23 protein-coding genes and 2 pseudogenes are annotated in these 24268 nt (G+C 72.0%); 16 read left to right on the top strand and 9 right to left on the bottom strand.

The window, feature by feature from the left end:
• Positions 1 to 64: 64 nt before the first annotated feature.
• Positions 65 to 1525 (top strand): M20/M25/M40 family metallo-hydrolase, encoded by a 1461-nt coding sequence (locus G3I54_RS01910; protein ID WP_239144186.1) that lies wholly within the window; start codon positions 65 to 67, stop codon positions 1523 to 1525.
• A complete protein-coding gene (locus G3I54_RS01905; protein WP_164610392.1) occupies positions 1522 to 3054 on the top strand; it encodes a YfcC family protein in 1533 nt (510 codons plus the stop codon). Before G3I54_RS01910 ends, G3I54_RS01905 begins: the two co-directional genes overlap by 4 nt.
• Positions 3055 to 3082: 28 nt before the next feature.
• Here the strand turns inward: G3I54_RS01905 and G3I54_RS01900 are convergent, their stop codons facing one another.
• Positions 3083 to 3565: a helix-turn-helix domain-containing protein gene (locus tag G3I54_RS01900; protein WP_343240247.1), complete on the bottom strand. Its 483-nt coding sequence runs from the start codon at positions 3563 to 3565 to the stop codon at positions 3083 to 3085.
• Positions 3566 to 3669: 104 nt separating this feature from the next.
• Here G3I54_RS01900 and def point away from each other — a divergent pair, with 104 nt between their 5' ends.
• Complete coding sequence (def, locus tag G3I54_RS01895) at positions 3670 to 4329, top strand: peptide deformylase (protein WP_164610388.1); 660 nt, start codon at positions 3670 to 3672, stop codon at positions 4327 to 4329.
• Positions 4330 to 4399: 70 nt separating this feature from the next.
• On the opposite strand, the gene aceB is transcribed toward def, so the two are convergent.
• On the bottom strand, positions 4400 to 6019 hold the full coding sequence (gene aceB, locus G3I54_RS01890) for a malate synthase A (RefSeq protein WP_164610386.1): 1620 nt from the start codon (positions 6017 to 6019) through the stop codon (positions 4400 to 4402).
• Positions 6020 to 6332: 313 nt separating this feature from the next.
• Positions 6333 to 6950 (bottom strand): nucleotidyltransferase family protein, encoded by a 618-nt coding sequence (locus G3I54_RS01885; RefSeq protein WP_239144185.1) that lies wholly within the window; start codon positions 6948 to 6950, stop codon positions 6333 to 6335.
• Between the two features lie 213 nt (positions 6951 to 7163).
• On the opposite strand from G3I54_RS01885, the gene G3I54_RS01880 reads away from it, so the two are divergent.
• Together G3I54_RS01880 and G3I54_RS01875 are read left to right on the top strand one after the other, a co-directional pair.
• Positions 7164 to 7466: a DUF5955 family protein gene (locus G3I54_RS01880; RefSeq protein WP_164610382.1), complete on the top strand. Its 303-nt coding sequence runs from the start codon at positions 7164 to 7166 to the stop codon at positions 7464 to 7466.
• A gap of 51 nt (positions 7467 to 7517) precedes the next feature.
• Positions 7518 to 7887: pseudogene (locus G3I54_RS01875) on the top strand (ATP-binding cassette domain-containing protein); the annotation flags it as partial.
• An 88-nt stretch (positions 7888 to 7975) separates the two neighbouring features.
• Here the strand turns inward: G3I54_RS01875 and G3I54_RS01870 are convergent.
• Positions 7976 to 8779 (bottom strand): IclR family transcriptional regulator, encoded by an 804-nt coding sequence (locus G3I54_RS01870; protein ID WP_030592152.1) that lies wholly within the window; start codon positions 8777 to 8779, stop codon positions 7976 to 7978.
• 373 nt (positions 8780 to 9152) lie between these two features.
• Here G3I54_RS01870 and allB point away from each other — a divergent pair, with 373 nt between their 5' ends.
• From allB to G3I54_RS01855, 3 genes are all read left to right on the top strand, one after another.
• A complete protein-coding gene (gene allB / locus G3I54_RS01865; protein WP_164610380.1) occupies positions 9153 to 10496 on the top strand; it encodes an allantoinase AllB in 1344 nt (447 codons plus the stop codon).
• A gap of 25 nt (positions 10497 to 10521) precedes the next feature.
• Complete coding sequence (gene alc / locus G3I54_RS01860; protein ID WP_164610378.1) at positions 10522 to 11643, top strand: allantoicase; 1122 nt, start codon at positions 10522 to 10524, stop codon at positions 11641 to 11643.
• Positions 11644 to 11808: 165 nt separating this feature from the next.
• Entirely contained in the window at positions 11809 to 12138 is a 330-nt protein-coding gene (locus G3I54_RS01855; RefSeq protein WP_164610376.1) for a putative quinol monooxygenase, read from the top strand.
• 40 nt (positions 12139 to 12178) lie between these two features.
• Here G3I54_RS01855 and G3I54_RS01850 read toward each other — a convergent pair whose 3' ends face one another.
• The 3 genes from G3I54_RS01850 to G3I54_RS01840 all read right to left on the bottom strand — a co-directional run bounded on the left by G3I54_RS01850 (position 12179) and on the right by G3I54_RS01840 (position 14703).
• Positions 12179 to 13009 carry an aldo/keto reductase gene (locus tag G3I54_RS01850; RefSeq protein ID WP_164610374.1) on the bottom strand — a complete coding sequence of 277 codons (831 nt, stop codon included), beginning with the start codon at positions 13007 to 13009 and terminating at the stop codon, positions 12179 to 12181.
• Between the two features lie 125 nt (positions 13010 to 13134).
• Positions 13135 to 13950, bottom strand: a complete 816-nt coding sequence (locus tag G3I54_RS01845; RefSeq protein WP_239144184.1) for an SDR family oxidoreductase — start codon at positions 13948 to 13950, stop codon at positions 13135 to 13137.
• Positions 13951 to 14061: 111 nt separating this feature from the next.
• Positions 14062 to 14703 carry a TetR/AcrR family transcriptional regulator gene (locus tag G3I54_RS01840; RefSeq protein ID WP_164610372.1) on the bottom strand — a complete coding sequence of 214 codons (642 nt, stop codon included), beginning with the start codon at positions 14701 to 14703 and terminating at the stop codon, positions 14062 to 14064.
• Positions 14704 to 14944: 241 nt separating this feature from the next.
• Here G3I54_RS01840 and G3I54_RS01835 point away from each other — a divergent pair.
• Positions 14945 to 15091: pseudogene (locus G3I54_RS01835) on the top strand (EamA family transporter); the annotation flags it as partial.
• A 113-nt stretch (positions 15092 to 15204) separates the two neighbouring features.
• On the opposite strand, the gene G3I54_RS01830 reads toward G3I54_RS01835, so the two are convergent.
• The gene (locus G3I54_RS01830; RefSeq protein WP_103508750.1) at positions 15205 to 15408 is read right to left on the bottom strand and encodes a hypothetical protein; all 204 of its coding nucleotides are present in this window, start codon (positions 15406 to 15408) and stop codon (positions 15205 to 15207) included.
• Positions 15409 to 15553: 145 nt separating this feature from the next.
• On the opposite strand from G3I54_RS01830, the gene G3I54_RS01825 reads away from it, so the two are divergent.
• The 3 genes from G3I54_RS01825 to G3I54_RS01815 all read left to right on the top strand — a co-directional run bounded on the left by G3I54_RS01825 (position 15554) and on the right by G3I54_RS01815 (position 18916).
• Positions 15554 to 16774, top strand: a complete 1221-nt coding sequence (locus tag G3I54_RS01825) for a histidine kinase (protein WP_164610370.1) — start codon at positions 15554 to 15556, stop codon at positions 16772 to 16774.
• A 127-nt stretch (positions 16775 to 16901) separates the two neighbouring features.
• Complete coding sequence (locus G3I54_RS01820; RefSeq protein ID WP_164610368.1) at positions 16902 to 17633, top strand: response regulator transcription factor; 732 nt, start codon at positions 16902 to 16904, stop codon at positions 17631 to 17633.
• Positions 17634 to 17719: 86 nt separating this feature from the next.
• Positions 17720 to 18916, top strand: a complete 1197-nt coding sequence (locus G3I54_RS01815; RefSeq protein WP_164610366.1) for a cytochrome P450 — start codon at positions 17720 to 17722, stop codon at positions 18914 to 18916.
• Positions 18917 to 18934: 18 nt separating this feature from the next.
• Here the strand turns inward: G3I54_RS01815 and G3I54_RS01810 are convergent, their stop codons facing one another.
• Positions 18935 to 19954, bottom strand: a complete 1020-nt coding sequence (locus tag G3I54_RS01810) for a Gfo/Idh/MocA family oxidoreductase (RefSeq protein WP_164610364.1) — start codon at positions 19952 to 19954, stop codon at positions 18935 to 18937.
• A gap of 130 nt (positions 19955 to 20084) precedes the next feature.
• Between G3I54_RS01810 and G3I54_RS01805 the strand changes: the two genes are divergently transcribed.
• The 4 genes from G3I54_RS01805 (at position 20085) to G3I54_RS01790 (ending at position 24217) form a co-directional block, all read left to right on the top strand.
• Positions 20085 to 20843 carry a GntR family transcriptional regulator gene (locus G3I54_RS01805; protein WP_164610362.1) on the top strand — a complete coding sequence of 253 codons (759 nt, stop codon included), beginning with the start codon at positions 20085 to 20087 and terminating at the stop codon, positions 20841 to 20843.
• A gap of 475 nt (positions 20844 to 21318) precedes the next feature.
• Positions 21319 to 22299: a sugar ABC transporter substrate-binding protein gene (locus G3I54_RS01800; RefSeq protein ID WP_164610360.1), complete on the top strand. Its 981-nt coding sequence runs from the start codon at positions 21319 to 21321 to the stop codon at positions 22297 to 22299.
• A complete protein-coding gene (locus tag G3I54_RS01795; RefSeq protein WP_164610358.1) occupies positions 22296 to 23351 on the top strand; it encodes an ABC transporter permease in 1056 nt (351 codons plus the stop codon). The genes G3I54_RS01800 and G3I54_RS01795 overlap by 4 nt, the downstream gene beginning before the upstream one ends.
• Positions 23348 to 24217, top strand: coding sequence for an ATP-binding cassette domain-containing protein (locus G3I54_RS01790; RefSeq protein ID WP_164610356.1), 870 nt, complete (start codon positions 23348 to 23350; stop codon positions 24215 to 24217). The genes G3I54_RS01795 and G3I54_RS01790 overlap by 4 nt, the downstream gene beginning before the upstream one ends.
• Positions 24218 to 24268: the final 51 nt, after the last annotated feature.

Here is a 24268-nt window from a genome sequence, read left to right as displayed (position 1 = left end):
GCGCCCCCGCACACCCTGTGGTCCATTGATCCCGGAAGGGCCGGCGGACCGAAGGGGCTGAGCCATGGACCGGGGAGACGACCTGAGCACACGGGCCGATGCGCTGATGGACGGGCTGATCGCCGACCTGGAACGGCTGACGGCCATTCCCTCCATCGCCTTCCCGGGCTTCCCGCCCGAGCCCGTGCGGCAGGCCCACGACCTGCTCGTGGAGCTGCTGCACGGCGCCGGAGCGGAGCGCGTGGAGCGGCTCGACCTCCCCGACACCGCGCCGATCATCGTCGCGGAGGTCCCGCCCCCGGACCCGGGCGCGCCGACCGTCCTGCTCTACGGTCACTACGACGTACAGCCGCCGGGCGACGAGGCCCTGTGGCTCTCGCCGCCCTTCGAGCCCACCCCTGTCGAGGGCGGGCTGCGGGCCCGGGGCATCGCCGACGACAAGTCCAACATCATCGTCCACCTGGGGGTGCTCCGCGCCTATGAGGGACGTCCGCCGGTCGGGCTGAAGATCGTGCTGGAGGGTCAGGAGGAGTACGGGAGCGCCTTCGACGACTATCCGCCCACCGACCCGGAGCGCTTCGCCTGCGATGCGATGGTCATCGCCGACATGGGCAACCTCCGCCCCGGCAGCCCCACCCTCACCACCGGGCTGCGCGGCGCGTCGGAGGTCGTCGTCGAGGTCCGCACCCTCGCCGAACCCCGGCACAGCGGCGAGTTCGGCGGCGCGGCCCCCGATGCCCTGCTCGCCCTCCTCAAGGCCCTGGCCACCCTGCACGACGTCCACGGCGACGTCGCGGTCGAGGGCCTGCGCCGGGACGCGTGGACCGGCACCACCTATACGGAGGAGGAGTTCCGCTCCCTCGCCGGAGTCCGGGAGGGCATGCCCCTCATCGGCTCCGGGAGCCTCGGCGAACGGCTCTGGAGCGGACCGGCCGTCACCGTCATCGGCATCGACGCCCCGAGCGTCGATCACGCCGCCTCCGCCGTGGTCCCGTACGCCCGCGCCAAACTGAATCTGCGCTTCCACCCCGAGCAGGACCCGAGGGAGGCGCGGGACCTGCTCGTCACCCATCTGGAGTCACTGCGCCCGTTCGGAATCCCTCTCACCGTCACGCCCGGCGACACGGGCCCCGGATTCGAACCCGCGACCGACGGTCCGGCCTACCGCGCCGCCCTCACCGCACTCCGGGAGGGCTGGGGGAGCGAGCCGGCCTTCGTCGCGAGCGGCGGCTCGATCCCGCTGGTCAACGGCCTGGCAAAGGCGGTTCCGGACGCCGAGGTCCTGCTCTTCGGCGCGCAGGACGGCATGTGCAACCTGCACGCCCCGAACGAGCGGGTCCTCTTCTCGGAGCTGCGGTCGGCGGTGATCGCGGAGGCCGCGTTCCTGAGGGAGTACGCGAAGACGTACGGCGACACCGCGAAGGGCGCCGATTCCGCCGGGAACACCGATGCGGCGAAGGCCGCCGATTCCGCCGGGAACACCGATCCGGCGGAGCGCGCCGACTCCGCAGGGGGTGCCGCATGAGCAGCGCGGCGGACACGAAACCCGCACCGGAGGAAGAGCCCCCGGCCAAGAAGAAGTTCACTTTCCCCAGCGCCCTCACGATCCTCGCGGTCGTCACGCTGGCCGTCTGGGCGCTGGCCTTCCTGATCCCGCCCGGGGCCTACGACCGCAACGAGGACGGCGCGCCCGTCCAGGGCACCTACCACCGGGTCGACTCCGACCAGAGCTTCGTCGACCGCCTGAACGACCTCTTCCTCTCCCCGGTCAACGGGCTCTACGGCGTCCAGGACGCGGAGACGGGCGAGGTCGGCCCGGATCTGGCCGGCGAACTGTACGGCAGCGCGGGCGTGTTCCTCTTCGTGCTGGCCATCGGCGCGTTCATCACCGTGGTGTTCGCCACCGGCGCCCTGGACCGGGGCATCGGCCGCCTGGCGCACCGGCTGCGTGACCGCGGAGCGCTGCTCATCGCGGGCGTGATGCTGGTCTTCGCCCTCCTCGGTACGGTCGAGGGCTTCGCGGAGGAGACGCTCGGCTTCTACGGCCTGATCATTCCGCTGATGCTGGCCCTCGGCTACGACCGCATGGTGGCCATCGGCACGATCATCCTCGGCGCGGGCATCGGCGTGCTCTGCTCCACGGTCAACCCCTTCGCCACCGGAGTCGCGTCCTCCGCCGCCGACATCTCGCTCGGCGACGGCATCGTGCTGCGCGCGATCATGTGGGTGGTCCTGACGGCGGTGACGATCGCCTACGTCGTCCGGTACGCGAACCGCGTCCGCAAGAACCCCGACCGCTCGCTCTCCGGCTTCCTCCCCGGCGACCGCGAACACAACGCGGCGGACGCGGCGGAACCCCCGGAGCTGACCGGGCTCCACCAGATCATCCTCGTCCTGGTCGCCCTGGTCTTCGCCTTCATGATCTTCTCGGTCGTCCCCTGGTCCAGCGCGCTGACGGGCGACGCCGACGCGACCCCGTACGGTTTCGAACTCGGCTGGTCCTTCCCCCATCTGGCCGCCCTGTTCCTGGTCGCGGCGGTCCTGGTGGGCGTCGTCGCCCGGTTCGGCGAGCAGCGGCTCAGCGCGACGATCATCCAGGGCGCGGCCGACTTCATCTCCCCGGCCCTGGTCATCGTCCTGGCCCGCGGTGTCACGGTCATCATGAACAACTCGCAGATCACCGATACCGTGCTGCACTCGATCGAGGGCGTGGTCTCGGGCACCTCCTCGGCGCTCTTCGCGGTCTTCGTCTTCATCGTCAACCTGCCCCTCGCCTTCCTCATCCCCTCCACCTCCGGCCACGCCACCCTGGCGATGCCGATCCTGGCCCCGCTCGCCGACTTCGCCGGGGTCTCCCGCGCCGTGGTCGTGACCGCCTGGCAGGCGGCGAGCGGCTGGATGAACCTCTGGGTCCCGACGACGGCGGTCACCATCGGCGGGGTGGCCCTGGCGAAGGTCGGATACGACAAGTACCTGCGGTTCGTCTGGCCGTTGCTGGCCGTCCTGTTCGCCCTGATCTGCGGGTTCGTGGCGCTGGGGGCGGTGTGGACGTGAGGGGGGCAGGGCCGGTGAGCCGTCCGGCTCAGGTACGGCCCCGGCCCTCTTCTCCGGTCGGCAACGGGAACAACCTGGCGACCACGGCCACCGCCATGGTGTCCGCCGGACGCTCGGCGGGTTGCCGGTCGCGTTCGCGGTAGGGAGCCAGCAGGGCGCGGACGGACGCGGCCAGTTCGGCCATCTCCCGCGGGGTGAGGTGGACCACGGCGTCGAAGGACTCCTCGGAGGGTTCCGGCGGCTCCTGCCCGGAGGGCCGGTCCGACGACTCCCAGCGAAGCCGCCACGGCCTGCGGCGCCCCCCGCTGTGCGGAGCTTCCTCGACCAGGCCGTGCTTGGCGAGTTGACGCAGATGGAACGAGCAGAGACCGGAGCTGTGTCCGAGGCGGGCGGCGGCCTGGGTCGAGGTGACCGTGCCCAGCTCGGCGAGCAGATCGAGCAGCGCCACCCGCACGGGATGGTCGGGAAGCGGCCGGCGGGCGGATGTCAGTGGACGGTTCTCATTAATCACTTTGCAAAGAGTGCTACTTTGCAAAGAGTTCGGTCAAGTCGGTCCGCAACGGACCGGTGCCCGGCCCGGATCGGGCATACGCGCACGAAAGGCGTTGATATTCCATGGGTGTTCGGCACGACGACTCCTCGCAGGACCGTCGGGTGCGGGTGCAGGGCCGCCCCGTCGATTCCTTTCCGCGGTTCGTGCCGGAGGCCGAACGGGGCACGGTGCGCCGCATCACCGTGGTCGGCGAGGACATCCTGCGACGGCGGTGCCGGGAGGTCACCGAGTTCGGCACGCCGGAACTCGCCCGGCTGGTCGACGACATGTTCGCCACGAACAGGGTGGCCGAGGGCGCGGGGCTCGCCGCCAACCAGATCGGCGTGGACCTGCGGCTGTTCGTGTGGGACATCACGGACGACTGGGGGGTGCGCCACGTCGGACACATCGCCAACCCGGTCCTGGACGAGATCCCGGCCGAACACCGCAGGCTGGTCGACGAATCCGAGGGCTGTCTGTCCGTGCCCGGCCCCTACCGTGTGGTGCCCCGCCCGGACCGTGCCGTCGTGCGAGGCCGTGACAAGGACGGCGAACCGCTGATCATCGAGGGCCGGGGCTACTTCGCCCGGTGCCTCCAGCACGAGACGGACCACCTGCACGGGCGCCTCTACCTGGACCGGCTCGCCCAGCGGGAGCGTAAGGCCGCCCTGCGGGAAATGGCGGAGGCCAAGGACGGGGTCTTCGCCCGACGCGCCGAGCGGGCGGCGCGGTTGGGCGCGTGACCCCGGCCGGGAACACCACCGCCCCCGGCGCTGTGCGGTGCCGGGGGCGGTGTGCGTACGTCGTGACGGGTCAGCGCAGCTGCTCGTACGCCGGCAGCGTCAGGAAGTCCGCGTAGTCCTGGTCCAGGGAGACCTGGAGCAGGAGGTCGTGGGCCTGCTGCCACTTGCCGGCGGTGAAGGTCTCCTCGCCGATCTCCGCGCGGATCGCGGCCAGTTCCTCGGCGGCGACCTTGCGGGCCAGCTCGGCCGTGGCGTGCTCGCCGTTCTCGAAGACCACGTCCGCGTTGATCCACTGCCAGATCTGCGAGCGGGAGATCTCGGCGGTGGCCGCGTCCTCCATCAGGTTGAAGATGGCGACCGCGCCCAGGCCGCGCAGCCAGGCCTCGATGTAGCGGATGCCGACCGCGACGGCGTTGCGCAGGCCGTCGTAGGTGGGCTTGGCGTCCAGCGTGTCGATGGCGATCAGGTCGCCCGGCGCCACCGAGACGTCCTCGCGCAGCCGGTCCTTCTGGTTCGGCTTCTCGCCGAGGACCGCGTCGAAGGAGGCCAGCGCGATCGGGACCAGGTCGGGGTGGGCGACCCAGGAGCCGTCGAAGCCGTCGCCCGCCTCGCGGTCCTTGTCCGCCTTGACCTTCTCGAAGGCCACCTTGTTGACCTCGGCGTCGCGGCGCGAGGGGATGAAGGCGGCCATGCCGCCGATCGCGTGCGCGCCGCGCTTGTGGCAGGTGCGGACCAGGAGTTCGGTGTACGCGCGCATGAACGGGGCGGTCATCGTCACCGCGTTGCGGTCCGGCAGGACGAACTTGGCGCCGCCGTCACGGAAGTTCTTGACGATGGAGAAGAGGTAGTCCCAGCGGCCGGCGTTCAGCCCGGCGGCGTGGTCGCGCAGCTCGTAGAGGATCTCCTCCATCTCGTACGCGGCGGTGATCGTCTCGATCAGCACCGTCGCCCGGACCGTGCCCTGCGGGATGCCGACGTAGTCCTGGGCGAAGACGAAGATGTCGTTCCAGAGGCGGGCCTCCAGGTGCGACTCCGTCTTCGGGAGGTAGAAGTAGGGCCCCTTGCCGAGGTCGATCAGGCGCTGCGCGTTGTGGAAGAAGTAGAGGCCGAAGTCGACCAGCGCACCGGGCACGGAGACGCCGTCCAGCTGGAGGTGGCGCTCCTCCAGGTGCCAGCCGCGCGGGCGCATGACGACCGTGGCGAGGTCGTCGGCGGACTTCAGCGCGTACGACTTGCCGGACTTCGGGTCGGTGAAGTCGATGCGGCGCTCGTAGGCGTCGGTCAGGTTGAGCTGGCCGAGGACGACGTTCTCCCACGTGGGGGCGGACGCGTCCTCGAAGTCGGCGAGCCAGACCTTCGCGCCCGAGTTCAGGGCGTTGATGGTCATCTTGCGGTCGGTCGGACCGGTGATCTCCACCCGGCGGTCGTTCAGCGCGGCCGGAGCCGGTGCGACCTTCCAGGAGTCGTCCGCGCGGACCGCCGCCGTCTCCGGCAGGAAGTCCAGCGTGGAGGTGCGGGCGATCTCGGCGCGGCGCTCACCGCGCCGGGCGAGCAGCTCATTGCGTCGCGGGGTGAACTGCCGGTGCAGTTCCGCCACGAACGCGAGGGCCGCGTCGGTCAGGACCTCTTCCTGCCGGGGCAGGGGCTCGGCATCGACGATGGCCAGCGTGGACGGCGCTGGTGCGGACATGAGCTGTCACTCCTTCAGCGGGCGGCGGCGTCATGGCCGCCGGGTCGCCTGATACGGCACGGCGTGCCATGGCTCCGAGATACGGCCGTGGGCGCCGTCTGAGGTTCAGAGGGCTTCTGACCAGTGGATAGTAGTTTCCTCATGGTGGAAGTTCAATGGTTTGTTGATGTCGAGATTCTCCGGGTCGACAGAAACGGGCCGGTGGCGGCGCAGCGTGCCAGCGCGGCCACGGACTGTTCCCGCTCCATTCCGTCGTTGCCGTCGTTCCCGCGTCGCCGCCGTTCCTCCGTTCCCGGCGAGCGGTTCCGTCCGGTCACTCCAGATGCCGCAGATCCTGCGAGGTGTCGATGTCGTACGCCTCGGCCACATCCGAACACTCCACGAGCGTGATCGCATCGCGGTGCTCCCGCAGATACGCCCGCGCGCCCTGGTCGCCCACCGCCCCCGCGGCGATGTCCGTCCACCGGTCCGCGCCGAACAGCACCGGATGGCCCCGCTCCCCGTCGTACGAGGCGGCCGCCAGACTCGCCCGCGAGCGGTACGCGAGACGCACCCGCGCCACCGCCTCCGCCCCGATCCCCGGCTGATCGACCAGGAGGACGAGCGCCGCATCCGCGTCCGTCCCGCTCAGGGCGGCCAGGCCCAGGCGGAGCGAGGAGCCCATGCCCTCCTCCCAGTCCGGGTTCACCGTCACCGCGCAGCCCGCGAGATCCGCGCGGGCCCGCACCTCCTCGGCCGCCGCGCCGAGCACCACGTGCAGCGGACCGCAGCCGCCGTTGCGCAGGGAGCGCACCGCGTGCTCGATCAGCGGGCGGCCGCGGTGCTCCAGCAGCGCCTTGGGCCGGCCGCCGAGCCTGCGGCCCCCTCCGGCGGCCAGCAGCAACCCCGCGACCTTGGGGTTCTTCGCCCTGGGGAGCGTGTTCGTAGCCATGTCCGTAACCATGGGGTCTGGATACCACTGAGCCCTTCGCACACGCGACACGCATGTCACCCTCAGGGGTAACCCTGATTTCTTTCCGTGGGCTGGCGCGCACTGCCTGTCATGGCGTTAACTTGCGGGCGAACCCGGGGACTTGGCCACCGCCCGGGATCGGGGGTCACACCGGCACAAGGACGTGCGAGGGGGAGTGCTGTGTTGCGAAGCATGGGGCAGAAGCGGCTGACCGGCAGCGGCGAGGACCCGAGGGTGGCCGAGCTGCGGACCGCCGTTTCCCGGCTCCGTCGGGAGCTGGCCGGGCTCCGGACCGAATTCCCCGACCGGCCGATCGCCGAGGACGAGCTGGCGGCCCTGGACGCGATGGCCGTCAGCGGCGTGCCGGAGATCCCCCGGATGCGCCGTTCCCTGCTGCTGATCGCGGGGGCGATTGGCTCGGTGAGCGCGGTGGCCGCCGCCCTGCGCGAGGTCCGCAACGCGGTCGACCTCTTCGGAGAGCCCCCGCGCGGGTGACCCGCCGGGCGTGTCCCGTCAGCGGCGGATGAGCCGGCGGGCCGTGGCCGCCTCCAGGCGATGCGCCACCTCTCCGGCGGCCCGGCGCGCGGCGCCCGCCGCCGGGCCCTGGAGCTGCTGGACGCGGTCGGTCTGGCCGACCGCGCCGACCGGCGGCCGCTACCAGCTCTCGGGCGGCCAGCGCCGGCGGATCACCATCGCGCGGGCCCTGATGAACGATCCGGCGGTCCTGCTCGTCGACGAGCCGACCAGCGCCCTCGACCACGAACGCGGTGCGGCCGTGCTCGACCTGCTGGTCACCCTGACCCGGGAGCGCGGCACCGCCACGGTGCTGGTCACGCACGATCTGGCGCACCTGGACCGGATGGACCGCACGGCGACGATGGACGACGGGCGGCTGACCGTCCCGGCCCGGGTCTGAAACGAGGAGCGGCGGAACCCGGTGCTCCGGGTCCCGCCGCTCCTCGTTCCAGCGGTTCAGCGTTTCAACCGCTCAACCGCTCAGCGTTTCAGCCGCCGTTCGTGCCGCTGCTCGCCAGGGCCTCGGACAGCTCGCCCGCGACCTGCTGGAGGATCGGCACGATCCGCTCCGTGGCCGCCTCCGTCACACGTCCCGCCGGGCCCGAGATGGAGATCGCGGCGGAGGTGGGGGAGTTCGGCACGGAGACCGCGAGGCACCGCACCCCGATCTCCTGCTCGTTGTCGTCCACCGCGTATCCGGCGCGGCGCACCAGCTCCAGGGCGTCGAGGAAGCCCTCCGGCGTGGTGATCGTCTTCTCCGTGGCGGCCGGCATGCCCGTACGGGCCAGGAGCGCCCGGACCTCGTCGGCGGGGGTGTGCGCGAGGAGCGCCTTGCCCACCCCGGTGGAGTGGGGCAGGACCCGGCGGCCGACCTCGGTGAACATCCGCATGGAGTGCTTGGACGGCACCTGGGCGACGTACACGATCTCGTCCCCGTCCAGCAGCGCCATGTTCGCCGTCTCGCCGGTCTCCTCCACCAGTCGGCTGAGGTAGGGGCGGGCCCAGGTGCCCAGCAGCCGGGAGGCGGACTCGCCGAGCCGGATCAGGCGCGGGCCGAGCGCGTAACGACGGTTGGGCTGCTGGCGTACGTATCCGCAGACGACCAGGGTGCGCATCAGCCGGTGGATGGTCGGCAGGGGCAGACCGCTGCTCGCGGACAGCTCGCTCAGCCCGACCTCGCCCCCGGCGTCGGCCATCCGCTCCAGCAGATCGAAGGCGCGCTCAAGGGACTGCACCCCACCGCTGGAACCGGAGGGCTTGGAGTCGGCTGTGCTGGCGTGGGACGGCGGCACGTCAACGGTCCTTTCGAAGCGGAAGGCAAGGCAGCAGCCTACCGGGCGGTTCCGATACGGCCCACAGCTGCCCGGTCGGCGTCCGTGCCGGTCAGGGCCTGTTTTGTCCGGGTGCCGCCGGTCGGTGCGGACGGCTCGGCGCCGTCTCTCCTGGCCCATGCTACGTTCCGCAGTTCGAAATCGGACTTCTACTTTGTGGAAACCTCCAGTCGGGTGATCGAGGTGGTCCGGCGGGTCCCGGTGACGAAAGGTGGGTCTTGACGAGGGCGATTCCCGAGTGAAGACTCCATCGAAGCTTCAACAGTTCGTTGAATTCCTGTTATGGATCAGTGGATCATCTGTTGTGGATCATTTCTGGAGTGAAGGAGCACGGGTGTCCGGTCCGGACGTGAACCTGGTACTGCGCTCGACGCGCGTCGTCACCCCCGAGGGGACCCGCCCGGCGGCGGTCGCCGTCGCGGGCGGGACGATCGACGCGGTCCTGCCGTACGACACCGAAGCGCCCGCGGGCGCCCGCCTGGAGGACTTCGGCGACGACGTCCTGCTGCCCGGACTGGTCGACACCCACGTCCATGTGAACGACCCCGGCCGCACCGAGTGGGAGGGCTTCTGGACCGCCACCCGCGCGGCCGCCGCCGGTGGCATCACCACGCTCCTGGACATGCCGCTCAACTCCCTCCCGCCGACCACCACCGTCGAGAACCTGCACACCAAGCAGCGGGTCGCCGCCCCCAAGGCGCACGTCGACACCGGCTTCTGGGGCGGTGCGATCCCGTCCAACGTCAAGGACCTGCGCCCGCTGTACGACGCCGGGGTCTTCGGCTTCAAGTGCTTCCTGTCGCCCTCCGGCGTCGAGGAGTTCCCGGAGCTGGACCAGGAGCAGCTGGCCCGCTCCATGGCGGAGATCGCCGGATTCGGCGGACTGCTCATCGTGCACGCCGAGGACCCGCACCACCTCGCCGACGCCCCGCAGCGTCCCGGCCCCGCCTACGCCGACTTCCTCGCCTCCCGCCCGCGCGACGCCGAGAACACCGCGATCGAAGGGCTCATCGCCCACGCCAAGCGGCTGAACGCCCGCGTCCACGTCCTGCACCTCTCCTCCAGCGACGCGCTGCCGCTGATCGCCGCAGCGAAGCGTGAGGGCGTCCGCGTCACCGTCGAGTCCTGTCCGCACTTCCTCACCCTCACCGCCGAGGAAGTCCCGGACGGGGCCACCGAGTTCAAGTGCTGCCCGCCGATCCGCGAGGCCGCCAACCAGGACGCGCTGTGGGCCGGGCTCGCCGACGGCACCATCGACTGCATCGTCAGCGACCACTCGCCGTGCACCACGGACCTCAAGACCCCGGACTTCGCCTCCGCCTGGGGCGGCATCTCCTCCCTCCAGCTCGGCCTGCCCGCCATCTGGACCGAGGCCCGCAGGCGCGGCCACTCCCTCGACGACGTCGCCCGCTGGATGTCCGCCGCCCCCGCCGCGCTCGCCGGGCTGACCCGCAAGGGCGCCATCGAGGCCGGCCGCGACGCCGACTTCGCGGTCCTCGCCCCCGAGGCGACCTTCACCGTCGACCCCGCCGAGCTCTTCCACCGCAACCAGGTCACCGCCTACGCCGGAAAGACCCTGCACGGCGTGGTCCGCTCCAGCTGGCTGCGCGGTGTCCGCATCGCCTCCGACGGCGTCCTCGCCGAGCCCACCGGCCGCCTCCTCGAACGCGACCACTGACCGTTCCCGAAAGGACCCCCCGACCATGACGGACGCCGCGATACCCCGCTTCACCGGAGACGCCCGCCCCTACGCGGGCGGCGACCCGTACGCCGACCACCGCACCGCCGACTTCCCCTTCAGCCACCTCGTCGACCTGGCCGACCGCCGCCTCGGCGCGGGTGTCATCGCCGCCAACGACGAGTTCTTCGCCGAGCGCGAGAACCTGCTGAAGCCCGAGCCCGCCGTCTTCGACCCGGAGCACTTCGGGCACAAGGGCAAGATCATGGACGGCTGGGAGACCCGCCGCCGGCGCGGCGTCAGCGCCGCCGAACCGCACCCCACCGCCGACGACCACGACTGGGCCCTCGTCCGCCTCGGCGCGCCCGGCGTCATCCGGGGCATCGTCCTGGACACCGCCCACTTCCGCGGCAACTACCCGCAGGCCGTCTCCGTCGAGGCGGTGTCCCTGCCCGGCTCCCCGTCGCCCGAGGAGCTCCTCGCCCCCGACGTGAAGTGGACGGTGCTCGTCCCCCGTACCGCGGTCGGCGGCCACGCGGCCAACGGCTTCGCCGTCGACGCCGAGCAGCGCTTCACCCACCTGCGGGTCAACCAGCACCCGGACGGCGGGATCGCCCGGCTGCGCGTGTACGGAGAGGTCGCCCCGGACCCCGCCTGGCTCGCCGCGCTCGGTACGTTCGACCTCGCGGCGCTGGAGAACGGAGGCCAGGTCGAGGACGCCTCCGACCGCTTCTACTCCCCGGCCACCAACACCATCCAGCCCGGCCGCTCGCGCAAGATGGACGACGGCTGGGAGACCCGCCGCCGGCGCGACCGGGGCAACGACTGGATCCGCTACCGCCTCGCCGCGCAGTCCGGGATCCGGGCCGTCGAGATCGACACCGCCTACCTCAAGGGCAACTCCGCCGGCTGGGCGAGCCTCTCGGTGCAGGACGGCGAGGACGGCGACTGGACGGAGATCCTGCCCCGGACCCGCCTCCAGCCCGACACCAACCACCGCTTCGTCCTGGCCGGGACCGTCCGGGCCACCCAGGTGCGGATCGACATCTTCCCGGACGGCGGCATCTCACGGCTCCGGCTGTTCGGATCGCTCACCGAGGAGGGCGCCGCCGCCCTGGCCGCCCGTCACCGGGAGCTCGGCGGCTGACGCCCGAAGGCGGACGGGGCCGGACGCACCGCGGTCGCAGGGGGATCGCGGTGTGCCCGGCCGGCCCCGTTACGTGAGGGTGTGTCACCCTGGTCGGGGTGCGGCGAGCAGGCCCCTGGGGCTTGGCGAACCGCACCTTCCGACGTCCTCGACCAGGAGACCCCCATGATCTTCATCGCCGTCAAGTTCACCGCCCTCGTCGCCGAGCGCGACAACTGGCTCGCCCGGCTGGAGGACTTCACCGTCGCCACCCGCAGCGAGCCCGGCAACGTCTTCTTCGACTGGTCCTACAGCGTGGAGAACCCCAACGAGTTCGTCCTGCTGGAGGCCTTCGCCGACGCGGCGGCGGGCGAGGCGCACGTGAACTCCGACCACTTCAAGGCGGCGATCGAGACGATGTCGGAGATGGTGGCCGAGGTCCCCGAGATCATCAACGTCGAGGTGGAGGGCACCGGCTGGTCCCGGATGGCGGAGGTCACCCCGCGCAACCGGTGACCGGGGAGCCCCGCGGGCGACGGGAGCGGTCGGACACCCCCTAGAACTCCTCGTGCGAATCCGGGTCGCCGCCGAACCGCCGCTGCCGCCCGGACGCGATCGTCGTCAGCTCCTGCGCCGTCAGCTCGAACCCGAACAGATCGAGGTTCTCGCGCTGCCGGCCCGGGTCCGCCGACTTCGGGATCGGCACCGCGCCCAGCTGGGTGTGCCAGCGCAGCACCACCTGGCCGGGGCTGACCCCGTGGTCCTCGGCGATCGCCACGGTCGAGGGGTCCTCCAGCACCTCGCGGCCCCGGGCCAGCGGGCTCCAGCTCTCCGTGACGATGCCCTTCGCCGCGTGCACCGCCCGCAACTCCTCCTGCGGGAGCAGCGGATGCATCTCGATCTGGTTCACCGAGGGCAGCACGCCCGTCTCCCGCTCCAGCCGCTCCAGGTGCGCGGCGGTGAAGTTGGAGACGCCGATGGAGCGGACGAGACCGTCCTCGCGGAGCCGGATCATCGCCTTCCAGGTGTCCACGTACTTGTCGACGCGGGGGAGCGGCCAGTGGATCAGATAGAGGTCGACGTACTCCACGCCGAGCCGGGCCCGTGACTCCTCGAACGAGGCGAGCGTCTCCTCGTACCCCTGATGCCGGCCGGGCACCTTCGTGGTGACGAGGACCTCCTCGCGGGGGACGCCGCTGCGGGCGATGCCCCGGCCGGTGCCGGTCTCGTTGCCGTAGTTGAGGGCCGTGTCGACCAGCCGGTAGCCCAGCTCCAGGGCCCCGGCGACGGCCTCCTCGGCCGCCGCGTCGTCCAGCGGATAGGTGCCGAGCCCCACCGCCGGGAGCCGTGTGCCGTCGTTGAGCGTGTGAACCGGTGTGCCGGACATGTGCTGGTCCTGTCCTTCCCGTCGCTGCCCCGTCCCGGCCAGCGTAGGGGCGCGGCCGGTACGGGGCAGCCGGACGGGGCTGCCGGGGGAGCGCGCCCCGGCGTACGCCCGGGCGGCGGCGGTGTTCAGGCCGCGTGGCCGCCGTCCACGACGAGCTCCGTGCCCGTGATGAAGCCCGCCTCCGCGCTCACGAGGTACGCGACGAGCGAGGCGATCTCCTCCGTCGTGCCGAAGCGGCCTAGCGCGTTCGCCGCGCGCTGGCCCTCGGCGAAGGGCCCGTCGGCCGGGTTGAGATCGGTGTCCACGGCCCCCGGCTGGATCAGGTTGACCGTGATCTCGCGCGGTCCCAGCTCCCGGGCGAGCGGCTTGGTCAGCCCGACCAGGGCGGACTTGCCGAGCCCGTAGAGGGTGGAGCCGGGCCCGCCCGTGTACCGGCTCAGGGCGGAGCCCACGGAGACGATGCGGCCGCCGTCGGCCAGCCGCTCCGCCGCCGCCCGGCAGGCGAGGAAGACCGCCCGTACGTTCACCGCCAGCGTCCGGTCCACCTCCGGCCCGGCGAGTACGCCGATCGGGCCGAGGACGCCGATGCCCGCGTTGTTGACCAGGATGTCGAGCCGGCCGAGCGCGTCCGCCGCCCGGTGCACGGCGTCGGCGGCCGCGTCGGCGTCCGCCGCGTCGCAGCGCAGGGCGATGCCCCGGCGGCCGAAGCCCTCGATCTTCGCGACGACCGCACGGGCCGCCGCCTCGTCCTGTACGTAGGTGACGGCGACGTCCACGCCGTCCTGGGCGAGCCGCAGCGCGATCGCGGCGCCGATGCCCCGGCTGCCCCCGGTGACCAGGGCGGCCCGGTGCGGAAGTCCGGTGGGAGCGGCGGCGGAAGCGGTGCCGGAATGTGTGCCGGAAGAGGTGCTGGAAGCGGTACCGGAAGAGGTGCTGGACATGGCTGTTCCTCGCTGGTGGGGACGCCGTCGCTCCGACGGCATCCCCCAGCAAACGCGCGCCGGGGCCCGCGCACCGGCGGGTATCGGACGCCCACGGCAGCCCGGGGCCGCCTACCGTAACGGCAGCAGCGCGGGGTCCGTCGCCGCCGCCCGCAGGCGGACCAGGATGGCGCGGGCGGCCTTGTCGTAGCCGAGGTTGTTGTTCTGGAGCACCGATTCGGCGTTGGCCAGCTCCAGCAGGGCGATCACCTCGAACGCCAGCTGGCACACGTCGGTGTCCCCGGCCAGCTCCCCGATGGACCTGGCCTCCTCGATCGTCTCCTCCACGAAGGTGACCCAGCCCGTCTGCGCGGACGCCAGGGCATCGTGGACCTTGCCGCTGCGGGCGTCGAACTCGGCGGTGGCGGCGTAGAAGAAGCAGCCGCCCCGGAACACCCGCTCGCGGGAGTACGCGATCCACGCCTCGCACAGCCGCCAGACCCGCCCGAGCCCCGGCGGCGCCGACCGGGCGGGGCGCAGCACATGGTCGACATAGACGGCCACCGCCCCCCGTACGGTGGCCAGTTGGAGCCCTTCCTTCGAACCGAAGAGCGCGAACACCCCGCTCTTGCTCAGCCCCAGCTCGGTGGCCAGCCGTCCCAGCGACAGGCCCTCCAGTCCTTCGACCGAGGCGATCTGCACCGCCCGCCCCAGAATCAGCTGCCGGGTCTGGTTCCCCCGCTCGACCCGTCCGTCCGCTCTTACCGACGCCATGTGACCACTCCGTGTCTCAGAGTTATCGAGGCGTCAGTCTAGGGAGCGGCGGCGCGGCCGACGGACCCTCCGCCGGCCGCCGGAACGGCCCGACCGCCTCTGACCACGGGCGATGCCCGGGAGGGATCCGACCGTTGAGACAGGTGTTCCTTTCCCGGGAGTCCGCCGGGCAGCGTGATCGTTCCGCGTGCGAGCCGGTGAGGTCTCCACAACACATTCCGTGGAGCTCCAGGAGAACCAGGTGTCCGCTGTCGCCGTGCCCGCCCTCGCGCCTCCGCGCCGCGCCTGGGTCACCGATCTGCCCGTGCCGGCGGTCGCCGTCGTCCGGGGCGCCAGCTACCTCGCGGCCAAGGGCATCACCACCAGCCACACCGTCATCGCCGTGCTCGTCCTGGCGGGCACGGCGTGGGGCAGGCGGGGCGCGGGCCGGGAGCGCGCCGGGGCGTAGAGCCTGTCGTTCGGATCAGGCCCTACGCCCTCATCAGGTCGTGATCGTGCCCATCAGCTCTTGATCGAGTCCGCGGCGATCATCACGGCCGTGCCCGTCACGATCAGCACGATGTTGACGAACAGCATGCGGTCGCTGAGGAAGTCGATGTGCCGCACCACCGTCCACAGCCGGAACCAACCCGTCCACTCGTACAGCAGCCCGCCCACACCCTGGGCGAAGACGAGGAAGCCGATCGTTTCGACGATTTTCTTCATGGCCCGAGCCTCCCGCCCGGCCCCGGCCCGCCGCGTCGGCCACCGGTCCCGTCCGCCGCGCCGAAAGTAGCTGGTCGTACGACTTTGGTAGCCGCCTGGCCCCGTGACGCCCCGCCGCGGCGAGGTGCTGCGTAACTTTGTCGACATGACGCGCACCGAGTACCGCTGGCTGCTCCCCTCGGCGATGGCCGATCCCGAGCTGCCCGACGACCGGGCCCGGAGGCGGCGGACCGTGCGGGACTGGGCCGTCGACATCACGGCCTTCCTCATCGCCGCGGGCATCGGCATGCTCGCCATCGGCGCGATCGAGGCCGATGACACGACGCCGGACCTCGTCGTGTTCGTGGACTCGGTGGTCGGCGCGATGGCCTGCTGCGCGCTCTGGCTCCGGCGGCGCTGGCCCGTCGGACTCGCCGTCGGCCTGACCGCCCTGTCCATCGTCGAGCCCGTGGCCTCGGGGGCCCTGATGGTGGCTCTCTTCAGCCTGGCCGTCCACCGCCCCTTCAAGCCCGTGGCGATCGTCGGCCTCGGCGCCCTGGCCGTCACCTGCATCCAGCCCGCCCTGCGCCCCGACCCGGCGACCTCGTTCCTCGCCTCGGTCATCTTCGGGGTCCTGCTGGTCCTGCTGGTGCTCAGCTGGGGCATGGTCGTACGTTCCCGGCGCCACCTCGTCCTCACCCTCCGGGAGCGGGCCCGTCGCGCCGAGGCCGAGGCGGAGCTGCGCGCCGAGCAGGCCCAGCGCCTGGCCCGCGAGGCCATCGCCCGCGAGATGCACGACGTCCTGGCCCACCGGCTGACCCTCCTCAGCGTGCACGCCGGGGCCCTCGAATTCCGGCCCGACGCCCCCGCCGCCGAGGTGGGCCGGGCCGCCGGCGTCATCCGGGACAGCGCCCACGAGGCCCTCCAGGACCTCCGCGAGATCATCGGCGTCCTGCGCGGGCCCGGCGACACCGACGAGGGCGACCGGCCGCAGCCCACCCTCGCCACCCTGGACGCCCTCATCGCCGAGTCCCGGCTCGCGGGCATGAAGGTCACCGTCGACAACCGGGTCGCCGCCCCCCAGGACGCCCCCGCCGCCACCGGCCGCACCGTCTACCGGATCGTGCAGGAGTGCCTGACCAACGCCCGTAAGCACGCGCCCGGCGCCGAGGTCTCGCTCACCGTGACGGGCGGCCCGGGCGAGGGCCTCACCGTCGAGGTGGACAACCCCGCCCCCGTCGAACCCTTCGAACGGGTACCCGGCTCCGGCCAGGGGCTCATCGGCCTCACCGAACGCGCCACGCTGGCCGGCGGCGCGCTGGAGCACGGCCCGACGAAGGGCGGCGGCTTCGCGGTCCGGGCCCGGCTGCCGTGGCCCGCCGCGTGACGCCCGCGGCGGTGATGCCGACCCGGGCGCGCGCGGCCGTGATGCCGACCGGGGCGCCCGCTTCCGTGACGTCCGCCCGGACGCCCGCCCTGTGGGCCCCGCGCCCCGGCTGGTTACGGTGGCCGTCATGAACACCCCGGCGTCCCCCGCACCCTCGCCCGGCCCGCCCGTCCGGCTGCTGATCGTCGACGACGACCCGCTGGTCCGGGCCGGGCTGACCCTGATGCTCGGCGGCGACGAGGGCATCGACATCGTGGGGGAGGGCGCGGACGGCGGCGAGGTCGAGGAGCTCGTCGAGCGACTGCGCCCCGACGTCGTCCTGATGGACATCCGGATGCCGGTGATGGACGGCCTCACCGCGACCGAGCGCCTGCGTCGCCGGCCCGGGGCTCCCGAAGTCGTCGTCCTCACCACCTTCCACGCGGACGAACAGGTGCTCCGGGCCATCCGGGCCGGGGCGGCCGGATTCGTCCTGAAAGACACCCCGCCCGCCCGGATCGTCGACTCGGTGCGCCGGGTCGCCGCCGGGGATCCGGTGCTCTCGCCCGCCGTCACCCGCCAGTTGATGGCCCGTGCCGCAGGCGGCGGACCCGATGACCGGAGCGGCCGTACCGACCGCGCACGCAGGCGTTTCGACCAGCTCGCCGAGCGGGAGAAGGCCGTCGCCGTCGCCGTCGGGCGCGGCGGATCCAACGCGGAGATCGCGGGCTACCTCTACCTCAGCGTCGCGACCGTCAAAACGCATGTCTCACGGATTCTCGCCAAACTCGAACTCAACAACCGTGTCCAGATCGCGCTGTTGGTTCACGATGCGGGACTCCTCGACACGGACGAGGAAGGCGGGGGCGGCCTAGGCTGACCGGAGCGGCCCGGACCCGGTTCACCGCGCCTTTCGAGAGGCCACAACGCCGTGACGTGCCGTAACTCCTCGAGAAGGGAACCGTGTTGACCACCGAACCCCTGGTCGATCTCGCCGCCCTCGGCGAGCAGTTCACCCGTGACCCCTATCCCGCCTACGCCGACCTGCGCGAGATGGGCCCGGTCCACCGGGTGCGGATTCCCGAGGGCGCGGACGCCTGGCTCGTCGTCGGATACGAGGCGGGCCGCGCCCTCCTCGCCGACCAGCGGCTCTCCAAACACTGGAGCCGGGCCTCGCCCGCGCTCGGGGTCAGCAAGGTGTCCGCGGGCTCCTCGATGCTCGGCTCCGACGCCCCCGACCACACCCGGCTGCGCAAGCTGGTCGCCCGCGAGTTCACCCCGCGCCGCATGGAGCAACTGGCACCGCGGGTCCAGGAGATGACCGATGGGCTGCTGGACTCGATGCTCGCCGCGCCGGACCGTGCGGCGGATCTGGTCGAGGCGCTGTCCTTCCCGCTGCCCATGTCGGTGATCTGCGAACTGCTCGGCGTGCCGTTCCTGGACCGCGAGGACTTCCGTACCTGGTCGGGCCAGGCGGTCTCCTCCCTCGACCCGTCCCTGCGCGCCTCCTCCACGCAGGCGATGACCGCGTACATCGCCGGGCTGCTGGACGCCAAGCGGGGGAAGCCGGGCGACGATCTGCTGAGCGCGCTGATCCACACCGCCGACGAGGGCGGCGACCGGCTGTCCGGCGACGAACTGATCGGCATGGCCTGGCTGTTACTGGTCGCCGGTCACGAGACCACCGTCAATCTCATCACCAACGGCGTGCACAACCTCCTCGCCCATCCTGATCAACTGGCGGCTCTGCGAGCCGACTTCACGCTGATCGACAACGCGGTCGAGGAGATCCTGCGCTTCGAGGGGCCCGTGGAGACACCCACGTACCGCTTCACGACCGATCCGATCGAGGTCGGCGGGACGGTGATCCCCGGCGGCGGCGAGCTGGTCCTCGTCGCGATGTCGGACGCCAACCGCGACCCCGCCCGCTACCCCGACGGGTCCCGCTTCGACATCACGCGCGACGCCCGGGGCCATATCGCCTTCGGGCACGGCATCCACTACTGCCTGGGCGCGCCGCTGGCCCGCATCGAGGCCCGGATCGCCATCCGGTCGCTGCTGGAGCGCTGCCCGGACCTGCGGCTGACCGCCGATCCGGCGACGCTCGCCTGGCGCACCGGAATGCTGATGCGGGGGCCGCTGAGCCTTCCCGTCGCCTGGTAGCGGCGGGCCGGCTTCCGTTCAGCCGCCGGGGATCTCGGCCAACGCCACCGGCCGGCGTTCGCGGCGGGAGACCTCGCACGCCTCGGCGATCCGCAGGGCGTGCAGGGCCTCCCGCCCGTCGCACGGATTGGCCAGCTCGCCGCGGGCCACGCGCAGGAACGCGTCCAGCTCCGCCTCGTACGCGGGGGCGAACCGTTCCAGGAAGCCCGGCCAGGGCTTCGCCGGGGTGCCGGGGCCTCCGGGCTCGGCCGAGGCCAGCGGCGTACGGTCGTCCAGGCCGACGGCGATCTGGTCCAGCTCGCCGGCCAGCTCCATCCGTACGTCGTACCCGGCGCCGTTGCACCGGGTCGCGGTGGCGGTGGCGAGCGTCCCGTCGTCGAGGGTGAGCAGCGCGGCGGCCGTGTCCACGTCCCCGGCCTCCCGGAACATCGCGGGTCCGGCGTCCGAGCCGGTGGCGTACACCTCGGTCACCTCGCACCCCGTCACCCAGCGCAGGATGTCGAAGTCGTGGACCAGGCAGTCGCGGTACAGCCCGCCGGAGAGCGGGAGGTAAGCGGCGGGCGGCGGGGCCGGGTCGGAGGTGACCGCCCGCACGGTGTGCAGCCGGCCGAGCCTCCCCTCCCGTACGGCGGCCCTGGCCTCGCCGTACCCGGCGTCGAAGCGCCGCATGAAGCCGAGCTGGAGGACGCTGCCCGCCGCCTCGACCTCCGCGAGCGCGGCCAGCGTGCCGGGCAGGTCCAGGGCGATCGGCTTCTCGCAGAAGACGGGCAGCCCGGCGCGGGCGGCCCGGGCGATGAGTCCGGCGTGGGCCGAGGTCGCCGAGCAGACCACCACGGCGTCGGGCGGGCCCCCGGCCTCGCCCGCCCCGCTGAACAGCTCGTCCACCGCGACGGCGCGCGCTCCGGTCCGCGCGGCGGCCGCGGCCGCCCGTTCCGGGTCCGCGTCGGCCAGCAGCAGGGCGTCCACGGCGGGGTGACGGCTCAGCACCTCCGCATGGAATGTGCCGATCCGTCCCGTTCCGATCAGTCCGATGCGCATGGGCCCCAAGGTGACGTTCGCCCGGTCGTCATGTCAAGCGTTTGTCCTGACAAATGGCGGCCGCATCGATCGACGGTTCGCTCCCCGGCCGACCATGGCTTTGTCCGGACAAGCGAACTACGCTCGCCCCGTGACCGCACATGGAACCGACCGGCCGCTGCCGCTGAGCGTGGACCGCACCAGCCCGGTGCCGCTCTACTTCCAGCTGGCGCAGCAGCTGGAGGCCGCCGTGGAACAGGGCCGGCTGGCCCCCGGCGCCCTGCTCGGGAACGAGATCGACCTCGCCGCGCGCCTCGGCCTGTCCCGGCCGACCGTCCGCCAGGCCATCCAGTCGCTCGTGGACAAGGGGCTGATGGTGCGCCGCCGGGGTGTGGGGACCCAGGTCGTGCACAGCAAGGTCCGCCGTCCGCTGGAGCTCAGCTCGCTCTACGACGACCTGGAGGCGGCCGGCCAGCGCCCCGCCACCGGCGTCCTGCGCAACACCGTGGAACCGGCCACCGCCGAGGTCGCCGCGGCGCTCGGTGTCGCCGAGGGCAGCGAGGTCCACCTGGTGGAGCGGCTGCGCAGCGCCCACGGTGAACCGGTGGCCCTCCTGCGCAACCATCTGCCCCCGGCTCTGCTGCCGCTGCTCACCGAGGAGCTGGAGGCCACCGGCCTCTACCGCCTGATGCGGGCCTCGGGCATCACACTGCACAGCGCCCGCCAGTCGGTGGGCGCCTGCGCGGCGGACGAGCGTCAGGCGCGGGCGCTGGGGGAGCCGGTGGGGGCGCCGCTGCTCACGATGGAGCGCACCACGTACGACGACACCGGCCGGGTGGTCGAATTCGGCTCGCACGTCTACCGGGCGGACCGGTACGCCTTCGAGTTCCAGCTCCTGGTACGCCCGTAGCGACCCGGCGCGCTCTCCAGTCCGTTCCTGGGCGCCCCATCCAGCCCGTCCGGCGTTTGAGGACGGAACCGTCGACGTGGACGAAGGCCGCCCTCGACGGGTCACCCGCGCCCTGGGTTCCTCTGTCCGCGGGCCCACCCGGGCAAGGGTTCCGTCCTCAAGCGCTGGACGGGCTGGGAAGGTGCGGGCCCACCAGCCCCGAGGGTTCCGTCATCAAGCGCCGGACGGGCCGGGGAGGGGGCGGGCCTCGAAGACCGGGTGGGCTGAAAACGTGTCGCACACGGGTTGCGCCGGCCGGGTCCCGTGCCCCAGGCTCCTGTGTCCTCGGCCCACCCGCGCAAGGCTCCCGGGCGGGGCTCGGGGATACTTGGGCAGCTGGGTCGGGGCCGTACACTCCGCGGCCCGGTCAAGCGCACAGCGAGCAGCAGTAGAAGGGCACGGCGTCGTGGCAAGGGTTCGGACAGGGGTACGCGCGATGGGCGCCGTGCTGGCAGTGGTGCTGGGCGCCTCCCTCGCGGGATGCAGCAGCACCGGCGGCAAGCGCGCCGAGGAGCGCGCGGCCGCCGCGGCTGAAGGGCGGGCCGCGGTGAACACACCGCGCTGGACCTTCGCCATGGTCACCCACTCGGGCGACGGCGACACGTTCTGGGACATCGTCCAGAAGGGCGCCGAACAGGCGGCCCTCAAGGACAACATCAACTTCCTCTACTCGCACAACGACGAGGCCAACCAGCAGGCCCAGCTCGTCCAGACCGCGATCGACAAGAAGGTCGACGGGCTGATCGTCTCGCTGGCCAAGCCGGACGCGATGAAGGCCGTGGTCGCCAAGGCCGTCAAGGCGGGCATCCCGGTCGTCACCGTGAACTCCGGCTCCGCGGAGTCCAAGGAGTTCGGCGCCCTGACCCACATCGGCCAGGACGAGTCGATCGCCGGTGAGGCCGTCGGCGACGAGCTGAACGGCCGCGACCGCAAGAAGGCCCTGTGCGTCCTGCACGAGCAGGGCAACGTGGGCCACGAGCAGCGCTGCGCCGGAGCGAAGAAGACCTTCGACGGCACGATGCAGAACCTCTACGTCGACGGCACCAACATGCCCGACGTCACGGCGTCCATCGAGGCCAAGCTCCAGTCCGACAAGAGCATCGACGCGGTCGTCACCCTCGGCGCCCCCTTCGCCGACGCCGCCGTCCAGGCCAAGCAGACGGCGGGCAGCAAGGCCGAGATCGACACCTTCGACCTGAACGCGAAGGTCGCCACCGGCCTCCAGACCGACAAGCTCGGCTTCGCCGTCGACCAGCAGCCCTACCTCCAGGGCTACGAGGCCGTCGACCTGCTCTGGCTCTACCGCTACAACCGCAACGTCCTCGGCGGCGGCCTCCCCGTCCTCACCGGCCCGCAGATCATCACCAAGGACGACGCCGACGCCCTGGCCGACTACACCAAGCGGGGAACCCGATGAGCGGCTCCACCGCCGCGCCGGAGACGCCGGCGAAGGTGGACGAGCGCCTCGTGCGTACCTCACCGCTGCGCAAGCTGCTCGGCCGCCCCGAGCTCGGCTCGGTCGTCGGCGCCGCAGCCGTCTTCCTGTTCTTCGCGATCGTCGCCGACAGCTTCCTCCAGGCCTCCAGCTTCGGCACCGTGCTGTACGCGGCCTCGGTCCTCGGCATCATGGCCGCACCGGTCGCGCTGCTGATGATCGGCGGCGAGTTCGACCTCTCCGCCGGGGTCATGGTGACCAGCTCCGCGCTGATCTCCTCGATGTTCAGCTACCAGATGACGGCCAACGTCTGGGTCGGCGTCTTCGTGTCGCTGCTGGTCACGCTCGCCATCGGCGCGTTCAACGGCTTCATGCTGACCCGCACCAAACTGCCGAGCTTCATCATCACGCTCGGCACCTTCCTGATGCTGACCGGTCTGAACCTCGGCTTCACCAAGCTGATCAGCGGCACCGTCTCCACCAAGGCCATCGGCGACATGGAGGGCTTCGAGTCCGCCCGCGCCCTGTTCGCCTCGACGCTCACCCTCGGCGGCGTCGAGTTCAAGGTGACGATCCTGTGGTGGGCGGCGCTCGTCGGCGTCGCCACCTGGATCCTGCTCCGTACCCGCTTCGGCAACTGGATCTTCGCGGTCGGCGGCGAGGCCGACGCGGCCCGCGCGGTCGGCGTCCCGGTCATCCGCACCAAGATCGGGCTCTACCTCGGCGTCGCCTTCGCCGCCTGGATCTCCGGCCAGCACCTGCTGTTCAGCTACGACGTCGTCCAGTCCGGCGAGGGCGTCGGCAACGAGCTGACGTACATCATCGCGGCCGTCATCGGCGGCTGCCTGATCACCGGCGGCTACGGCTCCGCGATCGGCTCGGCGGTCGGCGCCTTCATCTTCGGCATGACCAGCAAGGGCATCGTGTACGCCGAGTGGAACCCGGACTGGTTCAAATTCTTCCTGGGAGCGATGCTGCTCCTGGCCACCCTGCTCAACGCGTGGGTGCGCAAGCGCGCGGAGGCGACGTCATGACGGCCACCCCTGAAGACACCGCGGGAACGACCGGGGGAGCGACCGCCGGACCGCTCGTCGAGCTGGACGACGTGTCCAAGTTCTACGGCAACATCAAGGCCCTGGAACACGTCTCGCTGGAGGTCCACGCGGGCGAGATCACCTGCGTCCTCGGCGACAACGGCGCCGGCAAGTCCACCCTCATCAAGATCATCGCGGGGCTGCACCGGCACGACGCCGGACGCTTCCTGATCGACGGTGCGGAGACCACCCTCGCCAACCCGCGCGACGCCCTGGACCGGGGCATCGCCACCGTCTACCAGGACCTCGCGGTCGTCCCGCTGATGCCGGTCTGGCGGAACTTCTTCCTCGGCTCCGAGCCCACCGTCGGCTTCGGCCCCTTCAAGCGCCTCGACGTCCGGAAGATGCGCGAGACGACCCGTACCGAACTGCTCCGCATGGGCATCGATCTGCGCGACGTCGACCAGCCCATCGGCACCCTGTCCGGCGGCGAGCGCCAGTGCGTGGCCATCGCCCGCGCCGTCTACTTCGGCGCGAAGGTCCTGGTCCTGGACGAGCCGACCGCCGCGCTCGGCGTCAAGCAGTCCGGTGTGGTCCTCAAGTACGTGGCGGCCGCCCGCGACGCGGGCCTCGGCGTGGTCCTCATCACGCACAACCCGCACCACGCCCACCTCGTCGGCGACCGGTTCGTCCTCCTCAAGCGCGGCGCGATGTCCGGCAGCCACACCAAGGACGACGTCACGCTGGACGAACTGACCCGGCAGATGGCGGGCGGCAGCGAGCTGGAGGAGCTCAGCCACGAGCTGGAACGCACCCCGACGCCCACCCTCCCGGGCAGCCACGGCCCGGCCGACGGCACCCCCTGACCGCCGACCCGCCCCGGCGCGGCCGACCCCGACCGACGGCCCCCGGGGCCC

It is taken from the genome of Streptomyces sp. SID14515, from assembly GCF_010548505.1.
Classification (GTDB): Bacteria; Actinomycetota; Actinomycetes; order Streptomycetales; family Streptomycetaceae; genus Streptomyces; species Streptomyces caviscabies.
The sequence above is the reverse complement of the archived record's forward strand: the minus strand, read 5'-3'. Positions and strand labels throughout refer to the sequence as shown.